Below are 12,319 nucleotides of genomic sequence, written 5' to 3'. Positions count from 1 at the left end.
TGATCGATCAGGCGCTGCTGGACAGCAAGGCTCGCGAGCTGGGTCTGCGCGTCAGCGATGAGCAGATCAAACAGGCCATCGTTGTCATGCCCGAGTTTGCCGAGAACGGCAAGTTCAACAATGATCGTTACCTGCAGCTGATCCGTCGTGCCGGCATGACTCCCGAAATGTTCCGCGACTCCCTGCGTCAGGACATGGTGCGCCAACAGCTGATGAGTGCCCTGCTGGGTACCGAGTTCTCCCTCAAGGGTGAAGCCGAGCAGCTCGACAAGCTCTACAACCAGACTCGCGATCTGCGTCTGGTGCGTCTGGCGGCGGCCAACTACGTGGCTGACGTACAGGTTTCCGACAACGAGCTGGAGCAGTACTACAAGGCCAATGGCGCCCACTTCATGAATGACGAGCAGGTGAAAGTAGACTACCTGCTGCTGGATGCGACCAGCCTTGCCAAGGATATCAAGGTCACCGAACAGGATGCCCAGGATTACTACGACCAGCATCAGGATCTGTTCCAGCGTCCCGAGCGTCGTCATGTTGCCCATATCCTGATCCCGTTTGGCAAGGATGAGAAAGCGGCCGAGCATAAAGCAGAAGCCGTGTTGGCCAAAGCCAAGGCGGGCGATGATTTCGCCGCGCTGGCCAAGGCCGACTCCTCTGATACCTTCTCCGCCAAAAAAGGCGGCGAACTGGACTGGTTCGAGAAAGGGGTGATGGATCCGTCCTTCGAGAAGGCAGCCTTTGCCCTGAACAAGGCGGGCGATCTCTCCGCCGTCGTCAAGAGCCCGTTCGGTTTCCACATCATCAAGCTGCTGGGTGTTGAGCCAGCTCAGACCAAGCCGTTTGCCGATGTGAAGGAAGAGACCATCAACCGTCTGCAGAGCGACAAGGCCAAAGAGCGCTTCTTTGCCGAGCAGCAGAAGATGGCTGACAACAGCTTCGAAAACCCGGACTCGCTGGACATGACCGCCGAGGCCATGGGTCTGAAGGTGCAATCCTCCGACTACTTCAGCCAGGGTTCTGCTCCTGCTCCGCTTAACGATCCCAAGGTACTCTCCGTGGCGTTCTCTGAGCAGCTGCGTGATGACAACACCAACTCCGACGTGATCGAGCTGGCTGACGGCAAGGCACTGGTACTGCATATCACCGGTCACAAGCCCAAAGCGGTCAAGCCGCTGGCCGAGGTGAAAGAGCAGGTGATTGCCGCCATCAAGCATGACAAGGCCGGTGAAGTGGCTCGTGGCAAGGCCCAGGGCCTGCTGGACAAGCTCAAGGCTGGCAAGAGCATCGAAAGCGATCTGGCTGCGCTGGGTCTGAAGGTACAAACCCACAAAGGGGTGTCCCGTTTCGATCGCGAGATGGATCAGAATCTGGTTACCGAAGCCTTCACGCTGCCCCATCCCAAGGATGGCAAGCCGAGTGTGACACTGGTTGCCGAGAGCAACGGTGACCGAGTCGTGGTGGCGCTGGACAAGGTGAACGTACCTGCCGAGCCTTCCAAGATGGTTGCCATGCTGCAAGGTCAGCTGGGTCAGGGCAAAGCACAGGTGGATTACAAGTCTCTGATCGACGAGTTGCGCAAAGCGGCCAAGATCGAGTACTTCACCAGCGTGGAAGCGACTGTCGAGTAATCGTCAGTTCAATCCAGTGAAAACGGCTCCTTGATGGAGCCGTTTTTTTATCTGTGGGCGAGGGGAATAATCAAGCCCTGCTCCCTGCTCCCTGCTCCCTGCTCCCTGCTCCCTGCTCCTTGCTCCTTGCTCCTTGCTCCTTGCTCCTTGCTCCTTGCTCCTTGCTCTCTGTGATCGCTGGGCAGCCGTAAGCCATATCAGTCGCCATAAACATGGGACACAAAAAAACCGGCACATAAGTGCCGGTTTTCATTGCGAGCTTGTGCAGGGCGGGGGTTACACCACGCCCTGAGTGCGCAGGTAATCCTCGTAGGTACCACCGAAGTCGCGGATGCCATCTTCGGTCAGCTCCAGGATGCGGGTCGCCAGAGAGGAAACGAATTCGCGGTCGTGGGAGACGAAGATCAGGGTGCCCTGATAGAGCTCCAGTGCCATGTTCAAGGATTCGATCGATTCCATGTCCAGGTGGTTGGTCGGTTCATCCATGATCAGGATGTTGGGGCGCTGCATCATCAGCTTGCCGAACAGCATGCGACCCTGTTCACCACCGGAGAGCACCTTGACCGGCTTCTTGATGTCGTCCTGAGAGAAGAGCAGACGGCCCAGTATGGAGCGTACCGCCTGCTCGTCTTCGTTCTCCTGTTTCCACTGGGCCATCCAGTCGAACACGTTGAGGTCGGTGTCGAAGTCTTCGGCGTGATCCTGGGCGTAGTAACCGATCTGGGCGTTCTCGGACCACTTGATGGTGCCGGTATCCGGAGCCAGTGCACCGACAAGGGTCTTGATCAGAGTGGATTTACCGATACCGTTGGTACCCAGAATGGCGACCTTCTCGCCCACTTCCATCATCATGTTGAGGCCCTTGAACAAGGGACCGTCGCCATAACCCTTGGATACACCTTCCACTTCCAGAATGTTGCGATAGAGCTTTTTGTCCTGCTCGAAGCGAATGAAGGGGTTCTGGCGGCTGGAGACCTTGACGTCCTCAATCTTGATCTTGTCGATCTGTTTGAGACGGGAGGTCGCCTGACGGGACTTGGAGGCGTTGGCGCTGAAACGGGAGACGAAGGATTGCAGATCGGCGATCTGGGCCTTCTTCTTGGCGTTGTCGGCCAGCAGACGCTCGCGCGCCTGGGTGGCGGCCAGCATGTAGTCGTCGTAGTTGCCCGGGTAGACGCGCAGCTCGCCGTAGTCCAGATCCGCCATGTGGGTACAGACGGAGTTCAGGAAGTGACGGTCGTGAGAGATGATGATCATGGTGCTTTCACGATCGTTGAGCACCTGCTCCAGCCAGCGAATGGTGTTGATATCCAGGTTGTTGGTCGGTTCGTCCAGCAGCAGGATATCGGGGTTGGAGAAGAGGGCCTGTGCCAGCAGCACCCGCAGTTTCCAGCCCGGCGCTACTTCGCTCATCGGGCCGTTGTGCTGCTCGAGCGGAATGCCGACACCCAGCAGCAGCTCGCCTGCGCGCGCTTCGGCGGTGTAGCCGTCATACTCGGCAACCAGACCTTCCAGCTCGGCGGCCTTCATATAGTCTTCGTCGGTGGCTTCGAGGTTGGCGTAGATGGCATCGCGCTCTGCGATGGCGGCCCACAGCTCGGTGTGGCCCATCATGACCACGTCCAGTACGCGCATCTCTTCGTAGGCGAACTGATCCTGACGCAGCTTACCGATGCGCTCGTTGACGTCCAGGCTCACATTACCGCCAGTGGGCTCCAGATCACCACCGAGGATCTTCATAAAGGTGGACTTGCCACAGCCGTTGGCGCCGATAAGGCCATAGCGGTTGCCGCCGCCAAACTTGACGTTGATGTTCTCAAACAGCGGCTTGGCGCCGAACTGCATGGTGATGTTGTTACTCGAAAGCACTGGAATGTCCCGGTTGATCTGTCAAATGGCGCGCATTATGGCACAGATCCCCCAAAAGGTTTAGCAAGAACTGTGATCTTGATCGGGGCAAGTTGGGTGCGTAGCCGGTTGACGGGTAATAAAAAAGCCGGCATGAAGCCGGCTTTTGCGTGATGGCTACTCGTTAGTGGGAAGTGGCACCGGAGGCGCCCAGCCCGGTCTGGGAGCGGACGAACTGTGGCAGGAACTTGGCATGCTCGTCAGCCGCGCTCTGGGAGCTGTCGGTGATGGAGAAGAACCAGATCCCGACAAACGCCAGCGCCATGGAGAAGAGCGCCGGGTACTCGTAGGGGAAGATGGCCTGGGCATGACCCAGCACCTTCACCCACACGGTCGGGCCCAGCACCATCAGGGTGACTGCGCTCGCCAGCCCCAGCCAGCCGCCGTAGACGGCGCCGCGGGTGGTCAGGCGTGACCAGAACATGGAGAGGAACAGCACCGGGAAGTTGCAGCTGGCTGCGATGGAGAAGGCCAGCCCCACCATGAAGGCGATGTTCTGCTTCTCGAACAGGATGCCAAGGCCGATGGCGACCACACCCAGTACCACGGTCGTGAGCTTGGAGACCCGCAGCTCGTCCGCCTCGTTGGCCTTGCCATGCTTGATGACGTTGGCGTAGAGGTCGTGGGAGACCGCAGAGGCACCGGCCAGGGTCAGGCCTGCTACCACCGCCAGGATGGTGGCAAACGCCACGGCGGAGATGAAGCCGAGGAACAGGCTGCCACCCACGGCATTGGCCAGATGGATTGCGGCCATGTTGGTGCCGCCCAGCAGGGCGCCGGTGGCATCCTTGAAGGCCGGGTTGGTGCTGACCAGCAGGATGGCGCCAAAGCCGATGATAAAGGTGAGGATGTAGAAGTAACCGATAAAGCCGGTGGCGAAGAAGACGCTCTTGCGCGCTTCCTTGGCGTCGCTCACGGTGAAGAAACGCATCAGGATGTGAGGCAGGCCGGCGGTGCCGAACATCAGTGCCAGACCGAGCGAGATGGCGGAGATGGGGTCAGCGACCAGACCACCCGGGCTCATGATGGCGATCCCTTTCTCGTGTACCTTCACCGCTTCGCTAAAGAGGGTGCCTATGTCGAAGTTGACCGATTTCATCACCATGATGGCCATGAAGCTGGCACCGGAGAGCAGCATCACCGCCTTGATGATCTGCACCCAAGTGGTTGCCAGCATGCCGCCAAACAGCACGTAGAGCACCATCAGGATACCGACCAGCACCACGGCAACGTGATATTGCAGGCCAAACAGCAGCTCGATCAGCTTGCCGGCACCAACCATCTGGGCGATGAGGTAGAGGGCGACCACCACCAGCGAGCCGCAGGCGGAGAGGGTGCGCACCTCGGTCTGCTTGAGGCGGTAGGAGGCAACGTCGGCGAAGGTATATTTACCGAGGTTGCGCAGCCGCTCTGCGATCAGGAACAGAATGATGGGCCAGCCCACCAGAAAGCCGATGGAGTAGATAAGACCATCGTAGCCGGAGGTGTAGACCAGCGCCGAGATCCCGAGGAAGGAGGCGGCGGACATGTAGTCACCGGCGATGGCCAGACCATTCTGGAAGCCGGTGATGCGGCCACCCGCGGCATAGTAGTCAGAGGCCGAGCGGTTGCGCTTGGAGGCCCAGTAGGTGATGAACAGGGTGGCGGCCACGAACACCACGAACATCAGAATGGCCGAAATGTTGAGGGGCTGGCGATGTACCTCGCCACTTATCGCATCGGCAGCCAGCAGGGGTGAAGAGGCCAGTGAGGCCAACAGCAAGAGTTTGCCTTTCATTTTTTCACTCCCTTGAGGATCTTCTGGTTCAGCTCGTCAAACTCGCCGTTGGCACGAAACACATAGACGCCGGTCAGCACGAAAGAGGAGAGGATCAACCCCACTCCGACCGGGATGCCGCGGGTAATGGTCGATCCCTCGCTGAGCGGGGTACCGAGCCAACCGGGATCAAAGGCGATGAGCAGAATAAACGCCAGGTAGAGTCCCAGCATCAGAGCCGAGAGGGCCCAGGCAAAACGCTGGCGCTTGGCGACCAGCTCCTGGAAGGTGGGATCTTGCTGGATCCTCAGATAGCTTTGCTGTTCCATTGCAGTTCTCCATGACATATGAGTGTCAGCGGTGGATGGGGTAACCCCGACGAGCAGGGAATCTGCTCATGTAAGCAAAATGTGAATTAAATGTTATTTGTCGACAATTAGACTTTGGGATAAGTCAGCGCAGAGCCCCGGGTCAGGCAGAGATAGACAAGTGCTGCCGTGGTGGCATCGGCCAGCGCATCGTGAGCGGGCAGGGCAGGCAGCGCCAGATGGCGGCAGATCGCCTCCAGATGAAGATCGATAACGGCATCGGGATAACGACGATAGAGGTGATCGTGATAGAGCTGGCTCACCTCTATGCCTCGTTGTGGCAAGGTCAACCCCCACAATTTACGGCAAGCCAGGTTGAGAATACGCAGGTCATAGGCGATGTGATAACCCACCAGTTCGCGCGGGCCGATAAAGTCGAGCAGCAGGCGCAGCGCGGCTTCCAGCGTCATACCCTGTTGCAGATCCTGATGGCGCAGACCGTGGATCACCACCGACTGCTCGCTCAGTGTGGCGGGCGCTTGCACCTTGATGGTGAGGGCCTCGCCGGTAAGCAGCCGATTGCCCTGGATGCGTACCGCCCCGATGGAGACGATCTCGGCCTGCTCGGGATCAAGGCTGGTGGTCTCGAAATCAAGGGCGACCATCTCATCATCGGGAGTGGGCAGGAATAGCCTGGCGAACTCCCCTTGCCGGAAATCCCGGCCGTACCAGATGCGGCGAAGATGGCTCAACATGGCTACTGCCTCAGACGAAAGTGCAAGGTGAGCCACTGCTGGAATTTCTTCACCTGATGCAGCGCCTGACGCAGCAGATCCCGTTCGCTGTGGCTGAGCTCGCTTGTCTGTACCCGACTATTGCCCCCCTTGAGCTGGCTGCGTAGCCTCAGCCGGATAAAGAGCCGAAACGCTTCTGCCAGGTTGGTGCCAAAGCTGGTGCTGAGCCGCTCGGCCGCTACCAGCGCATCGATGCGCCCCAGGGTTGAGGTCTCCAGAATGCCTGCCTCAAGGGCCAGCATCCGGATGCCATGGACCAGCGGGAACAGGCCGCCGCGCTTGAGATCAAGCCCTTCGGGGCGCTGCTCAATCCGGCCAAACAGGGTAAGGGGGGCGTGAAAGGCCACCGCCGGTCGCACCATCTCTGCCAGCAGATCTCGCCGCTCGGCCAGCTGCTCGCGCAGCGCTCTGGCAACAGGCAGATGGAGTTGACGATCTCCGGCGATGGGGTGGGCGTCAGCCAGGGTGGCCAGCCAGAGCAGCTCCTCCTCACTGGCCGTGGTACAGGCGCTGGCAATAGCGCTTTGCCACTCATCGCCCGTTTTTACCCAGGCCGGATTGTTCACCATGACTTGCCCCGGGCAGAGGGGATAGCCGAGGCGCTCCAGCAGCGCGCTGAATGCGGCCAGATCGGCTGCCTGGGTGGGCCACGCCAGCGCTTCCGGCAGGATCAGGGCATTATCCTGATCGGTTTTGAGGATCTGCTCGCCACGCCCCTCCGAGCCCAGCATCAGCAAACACACCTTATCTTGCACCTCGGGCGGGATCACCAGCGCAAAAGCCTTGGCGATCAGTTGCTCGTTGATGGTGGCGATGAGCTTCATCAAAAAGGCGGTGTGGATACCCTGGGCAAACAGCGAACGGGTCAGCTGTTGTTGTTCGCGGGCGACCGCCTCCAGCGCGGGCAGAGTGTCGGCGCGGGCGATACGCAACGTCAGTACGTGGGAGTGGGTAGAGAAGAGTCCCAGCACCTGGGTCAGCTGCAGGATCCCCGCCACCTCGTTGCCCTGCCAGATCACCAATCGTTTGATGCGATGACGGGTCATCAGCAGCAGGGCATCAAACAGATAGCTTTCCAGTGGCAGACCGATGAGCGGCGTGGGGGTCAGTACCGAGAGGGGCGCCGTCACTGGCAATCCCTTGAGGGTCAGGGCGTGGAGCAGGGTCTTGCGGGTGGCCAGCGTGAGCGAACCGTCGTGGGCGGGGTAGAGCAGACAATCTGTCCCTTGGTTGACCATGGCTTCGGTAGCTGCCAGCAATGACAGCCTGCTGTCGACGATAAGCGGCGCTTGCAAATGACCGGGTTCGATGCGGGTCAGGATAAATTCTGCCAGATTCTTCTGTCCCAGCTGTTCGCGCTGCTCCTGCTGACGCTGGCGTTCAGCCAGATTGGCGGTGAAGTAGCTGGCAAACTGCGAGTCTTGTTCGCAGAGAGAAAGAAAGGCCGAGCGGGGGATAAGCTGGCAGAGGGTGTCTTCCAGCGCAGTAAAAGTATGGCGGCAGCGGCCGTCAAATTGGGCTCGCACATCGAACAGATCGTCGACGCCATAGTCACCAAACTGGTGGTGGGGTGCCGACTCTTCCACCGCCCCCTTGATGACGAGATAGAGCCCGGGAGGTTCATCACCCGCGTTGAGCAGAGTATCGCCAGCGCGAAAGTAGCAGAGCGAGAGGTGGCGGGCGAGCTGCTCACGCGTCTCTTCATCCAGCCTGTCAAACGGTGGTCTGGCAAAATTGAACAGAATTGACATGACGGCGTCCTCGGGCGGGATAGGGCACCCCTTGTGCCCAGTGTGACAAAGGTGAACCGAACCGACCAGCCGACTTTAGTCTCAGCTGTACCGCTTGTTCACACTCTGATAACTTGGTGGTATGACCAGTGTGTTCATTATCGGGATCAAGGAGAGGACAGCGGAGATGGAAAAACCAAGGGTCAAGTGCGAGGTCCACGACGGCATCGCTGAAGTGGTGCTGTCGCGGGGAGAGAAGCTCAATGCGCTGGACAGAGCCATGTTCAGCGCTATCGATGAGACGCTGAAGCAACTTGCACAACTGAAGGGATTGCGAGCGGTGATCCTGCATGGCGAAGGGCGTGCCTTCTGCGCTGGACTGGATGTGAAATCGATGCTGCGCCAGCCGGTTGCCGCCCTCGATATTCTCAAGCGCGAGGCGGACGAGGCGACCAATCTGGCCCAGCGGGTCGCCTATGGTTGGCACCAGCTGCCGGTGCCGGTGATTGCAGTCACTCAGGGAGTCTGTTTTGGCGGTGGCTTGCAGATCGCCCTTGGCGCCGATTTTCGGTTTAGCACCCCCGATTGCCGTTTCTCGGTGATGGAGATCAAGTGGGGCATCATCCCCGACATGAGCGGCAGCGTCACCATGCGCAACCTGATGGGGCTGGATACCGCCATGGAGTTGGCCATGAGCGGGCGCGAGCTGGATGCGGTCGAAGCGAAATCTCTCGGGATGGTGAGCCGGGTCTGCGCTGATCCGCTGGTCGAGGCGCGGGAGTTTGCCCGCACTCTGATCACCAAGTCCCCCGATGCGCTGGCGGGGATCAAGCAGCTTTACAGCCAGGCTTGGGCTCGCAGTGACGAGGCGATGCTGAAAGAAGAGACCCGGTTGCAAAAGCAGATTTTGGGACGCCCCAATCAGTGGCGCGCCACCTTCAACAGCCTTTTTCGCTGGCGGCTGCCCTTCGGGCCACGGCGCAACGCACTCTGAGGTTGAACAACAGGAAAAGAAAATGGCAGCCGAGGCTGCCATTTTTATACGCATTTTAGTTGCTTGCATCAGGAGATCTTGCGATCCAGATCCGGCTCGAAGGGGTGACCGGATTTCTCCTGTTCCAGGTTGTCTTCGGAGCGATGGCCAGCCCAGTAGTCGGCATTCTTGATACCGAGTTTCTCCGGGTGGAACACCGGATCCAGCCCTTTGGCCTGCTGTGCCTCATAGTCACGCAGGCAGGCAAAGGCAGTCTTTTGCAGCAGCAGGATGGCGATGATGTTGAGCCAGGCCATCAGACCTACCCCGATATCACCCATGCCCCAGGCTAGCTCGGCGGTCTTGACGGTACCGTAGACGGTAGAGGCCATCAGGGTCAGTTTGAGCACAAAAGTCAGCCAGGGACGGTTCACCTTGCGGTTGATGTAGGCGATGTTGGTCTCGGCGATGTAGTAGTAGGCGACGATGGTGGTGAACGCGAAGAAGAACAGCGCGATGGCCACGAACATGCTGCCAAAGCCCGGCATCATGCTTTCCATGGCGGTCTGCACATAACCCGGGCCTGCAGCCACGCCGGCGATGCCGGTGTAGATGGCTGCGCCATCCGGTCCCTGCACGTTGTAGAGGCCGGTGATGAGCAGCATAAAACCGGTGGCAGAGCAGACGAACAGGGTGTCGATGTAGACGGAGAACGCCTGCACCAGACCCTGTTTGGCCGGGTGGCTCACTGCGGCAGCAGAGGAGGCGTGTGGCCCGGTACCCTGACCCGCTTCGTTGGAGTAGACCCCGCGCTTGACCCCCCACATGATGGCCAGACCCAGAATGGCGCCAAAGCCAGCATCAAAACCGAAGGCGCTTTTCCAGATCAGCATGATCACGCCCGGCAGGGCATGAATGTTGAGGGCGATGATGACGCAGGCCACGATGATGTAGCCGAGCGCCATAAAGGGCACTACGGTACTGGCAAAGTTGGCGATGCGCTTGACGCCACCGAAGATGATGAAGCCGAGCAGCAGTGCCAGACCGGCCGCCGTCACGTTCGGATCGATATCAAACGCAGTCTGCAGACTGGCGCCGATGGAGTTGGCTTGCACGCCCGGCAGCAGTACACCGCAGGCGAAGATGGTGGCGATGGCAAACGTCCAGGCATACCACTTCATGCCAAGCCCTTTCTCTATGTAGAAGGCCGGCCCGCCGCGGTATTCGCCGTTGATCTTCTCCTTGTAGACCTGACCCAGGGTGGACTCCACGAAGGCGGAGCTGGAGCCGAGGAAGGCGACCATCCACATCCAGAACATGGCACCCGGGCCACCGAAGGTAATGGCGGTGGCAACACCTGCAATATTGCCGGTGCCGACGCGACCGGCGAGGGTCATGGCCAGCGCCTGGAAGGAGGAGACCCCCGCATCCGTGCTCTTGCCATCAAACATCAGCCGGACCATTTCGGCCATATGGCGCAGTTGCAAAAAGCGGCTGCGTACTGAGAAGTAGAGGCCTACCCCCAGGCACAGATAGATGAGCGCAGGGCTCCAGATCACACCGTTGATGGCATTGACGATCTCATTCATCTACAACAACTCCTTTGTTGTTTTGTGTTGTACTTCCGGCGAGATCTCTGTCTCGCTCGCTGTCATTGTGTTACGCCACTTGTTAACAAATTAATTAACAGTTTGACGCTGTGGTGAAGTGTTCGGCAGGGCACGATAGTGCTCCATGCATGGGCTGTAACATATCGAGTTGTTCCGGCGCTTCCCAGCGAAAAATGTTGCGTTGTTGCAATTTTGTGAATTGACAACTGAGGTGCGATAATGGCATGCGCTATTTTCTGTGACCAGAGAGACCCGCTACCATGCTGATCTGCGTCTGCCGGAACAGCCAGGATCTCGTTAGCAAACAAAAGGCCAATCATGCAAATGTTCCCTGCTCCACTCGTTATCCGCGCTCCTTTACCATCGGATGCCACTGCCATGGCCCACCTCTTTACCCAACTAGGGTATGCTGCAGAGGCTGATGAGCTGCTGCCACGTCTGTTGGGGCAGGATGTGGCCACCCGCGTCTTGCTGGCCGAACAGGCTGAGAGGGTGGTTGGCGTGCTGGTATGGCACAGGCTGCAACCACTGCATGTTGCACCTGCATGGGGCCTGATCTCGGCGCTGGTCGTCGATGATGGTGCAAGGGGAGGGGGTATTGGTGCTGCGTTATTGTGCGAGGCCGAGCGTCAGGCTCGCGAAGCCGGATGCAGTCAGCTGGAGCTTTCCAGCAGCATCAAACGCGAAGATGCCCACCGTTTCTATCTGGCACAGGCATATCAGGAGCGGCCAAAACGATTCGTCAAACTGTTGTAACTGAGAAGGAGTGTACGTGCTGGGATTGTTCAACTGGTTTCGTGGCCGTGGCACGGTGAAAATGAGCGAAGAAGAGGAAGAGCTGTGGCTACGGGCGCTTGCTGTTGTGCCGATCTTGCAGGGGCTTACCGAGAGTGAGCAACAAACTCTGATAAGCCTGGGCCGTCAGCTGCTCAAGCGCAAAACTCTGACCCAGCTTGGGGTTACCTTAAGCGAGCGCCAGCAAGCCATTCTGGCACTGCAGGCGGCTCTGCCTATCCTGCATCTTGGCATTGACTGGTATCGCGGTTTTCACGAGATCATCATTATTCCCGAGCCCGTGACCCGGCGCCAGGAGGTGCAGGATGAGTTTGGGCTGGTGAGCGAGGTGGAAGAGGAAAACGCCGGTGAGTCCTGGCCCCAAGGGCCGCTGGTATTGGCCTGGAGCGAGCTGCAGCTGGATGGTGACTGGGATGGCTTCAATCTGGTGATCCACGAACTTGCCCACAAGATAGACATGCTGGGGGGCGAGGCGGATGGTGCACCGCCACTGCCGGGACATATGAGCCGGCAGGAGTGGCAGCAGGTATTCCAGGGGGCTTTTGATGTGCTTTGCCAGCAACTCGATCAGGGCGAGGCTCCCGCCATCGACCCCTATGCGGCCGAGCATCCGGCCGAGTTCTTCGCGGTCTGCTGCGAGCACTTCTTTACCGACCCATTGCGCCTGCGCAGTGTCTATCCCGAGGTTTACCACCAACTGGCACTGCTGTTTGGTCAGGATCCCGCGCGCCGTTTTCCGCCGACCCGCCTGTTGGCCGGTGATGGCGAGGGCATGCTGTTGTGAATCCCGCTCAACAAGATGGCAGATAGCAAAAAG

At 59.1% G+C, this 12,319-nt stretch carries 10 protein-coding genes; 4 read left to right on the top strand and 6 right to left on the bottom strand.

Annotated elements, in window-relative coordinates:
- Nucleotides 1-1,628, top strand: a 1,628-nt coding sequence (locus AAHA41_RS12970; RefSeq protein WP_342697329.1) for a peptidyl-prolyl cis-trans isomerase, incomplete at its 5' end; no start/stop codon positions are given.
- 276 nt (nucleotides 1,629-1,904) lie between these two features.
- On the opposite strand, the gene AAHA41_RS12965 is transcribed toward AAHA41_RS12970, so the two are convergent.
- The 5 genes from AAHA41_RS12965 to AAHA41_RS12945 form a co-directional block, all read right to left on the bottom strand.
- On the bottom strand, nucleotides 1,905-3,497 hold the full coding sequence (locus AAHA41_RS12965) for an ABC-F family ATPase (protein WP_041207533.1): 1,593 nt from the start codon (nucleotides 3,495-3,497) through the stop codon (nucleotides 1,905-1,907).
- A 163-nt stretch (nucleotides 3,498-3,660) separates the two neighbouring features.
- Nucleotides 3,661-5,313, bottom strand: a complete 1,653-nt coding sequence (locus AAHA41_RS12960) for a cation acetate symporter (protein ID WP_042032369.1) — start codon at nucleotides 5,311-5,313, stop codon at nucleotides 3,661-3,663.
- Nucleotides 5,310-5,621 (bottom strand): DUF485 domain-containing protein, encoded by a 312-nt coding sequence (locus tag AAHA41_RS12955; protein ID WP_041207535.1) that lies wholly within the window; start codon nucleotides 5,619-5,621, stop codon nucleotides 5,310-5,312. The genes AAHA41_RS12960 and AAHA41_RS12955 overlap by 4 nt, the downstream gene beginning before the upstream one ends.
- A 107-nt stretch (nucleotides 5,622-5,728) precedes the next feature.
- A complete protein-coding gene (locus tag AAHA41_RS12950) occupies nucleotides 5,729-6,355 on the bottom strand; it encodes a 3'-5' exonuclease (protein ID WP_323069090.1) in 627 nt (208 codons plus the stop codon).
- Between the two features lie 2 nt (nucleotides 6,356-6,357).
- Nucleotides 6,358-8,145, bottom strand: a complete 1,788-nt coding sequence (locus AAHA41_RS12945; RefSeq protein ID WP_323069091.1) for a putative nucleotidyltransferase substrate binding domain-containing protein — start codon at nucleotides 8,143-8,145, stop codon at nucleotides 6,358-6,360.
- 166 nt (nucleotides 8,146-8,311) lie between these two features.
- Here AAHA41_RS12945 and AAHA41_RS12940 point away from each other — a divergent pair, with 166 nt between their 5' ends.
- Nucleotides 8,312-9,118: a crotonase/enoyl-CoA hydratase family protein gene (locus tag AAHA41_RS12940; RefSeq protein ID WP_041207538.1), complete on the top strand. Its 807-nt coding sequence runs from the start codon at nucleotides 8,312-8,314 to the stop codon at nucleotides 9,116-9,118.
- Nucleotides 9,119-9,186: 68 nt separating this feature from the next.
- Here the strand turns inward: AAHA41_RS12940 and AAHA41_RS12935 are convergent, their stop codons facing one another.
- Nucleotides 9,187-10,686, bottom strand: coding sequence for an alanine/glycine:cation symporter family protein (locus AAHA41_RS12935; protein ID WP_043850052.1), 1,500 nt, complete (start codon nucleotides 10,684-10,686; stop codon nucleotides 9,187-9,189).
- A 339-nt stretch (nucleotides 10,687-11,025) separates the two neighbouring features.
- Here AAHA41_RS12935 and AAHA41_RS12930 point away from each other — a divergent pair, with 339 nt between their 5' ends.
- Both AAHA41_RS12930 and AAHA41_RS12925 read left to right on the top strand, forming a co-directional pair.
- Nucleotides 11,026-11,463, top strand: a complete 438-nt coding sequence (locus AAHA41_RS12930) for a GNAT family N-acetyltransferase (RefSeq protein ID WP_203130749.1) — start codon at nucleotides 11,026-11,028, stop codon at nucleotides 11,461-11,463.
- A 25-nt stretch (nucleotides 11,464-11,488) separates the two neighbouring features.
- A complete protein-coding gene (locus AAHA41_RS12925) occupies nucleotides 11,489-12,286 on the top strand; it encodes a M90 family metallopeptidase (RefSeq protein ID WP_323069115.1) in 798 nt (265 codons plus the stop codon).
- Nucleotides 12,287-12,319: the final 33 nt, after the last annotated feature.

It is taken from the genome of Aeromonas sp. SER (genome assembly GCF_038739615.1).
Taxonomy (GTDB): domain Bacteria; phylum Pseudomonadota; class Gammaproteobacteria; order Enterobacterales; family Aeromonadaceae; genus Aeromonas; species Aeromonas jandaei.
The sequence above is the reverse complement of the archived record's forward strand: the minus strand, read 5'-3'. Positions and strand labels throughout refer to the sequence as shown.

What these genes read in the sequence shown, in the direction of transcription:
- AAHA41_RS12955 (WP_041207535.1), bottom strand. Translation starts at nt 5,621, where the DNA reads ATGGAACAGCAAAGCTATCTGAGGATCCAGCAAGATCCCACCTTCCAG.
- AAHA41_RS12945 (WP_323069091.1), bottom strand. Translation starts at nt 8,145, where the DNA reads ATGTCAATTCTGTTCAATTTTGCCAGACCACCGTTTGACAGGCTGGAT.
- AAHA41_RS12930 (WP_203130749.1), top strand. Translation starts at nt 11,026, where the DNA reads ATGCAAATGTTCCCTGCTCCACTCGTTATCCGCGCTCCTTTACCATCG.
- AAHA41_RS12940 (WP_041207538.1), top strand. Translation starts at nt 8,312, where the DNA reads ATGGAAAAACCAAGGGTCAAGTGCGAGGTCCACGACGGCATCGCTGAA.
- AAHA41_RS12950 (WP_323069090.1), bottom strand. Translation starts at nt 6,355, where the DNA reads ATGTTGAGCCATCTTCGCCGCATCTGGTACGGCCGGGATTTCCGGCAA.
- AAHA41_RS12935 (WP_043850052.1), bottom strand. Translation starts at nt 10,686, where the DNA reads ATGAATGAGATCGTCAATGCCATCAACGGTGTGATCTGGAGCCCTGCG.
- AAHA41_RS12960 (WP_042032369.1), bottom strand. Translation starts at nt 5,313, where the DNA reads ATGAAAGGCAAACTCTTGCTGTTGGCCTCACTGGCCTCTTCACCCCTG.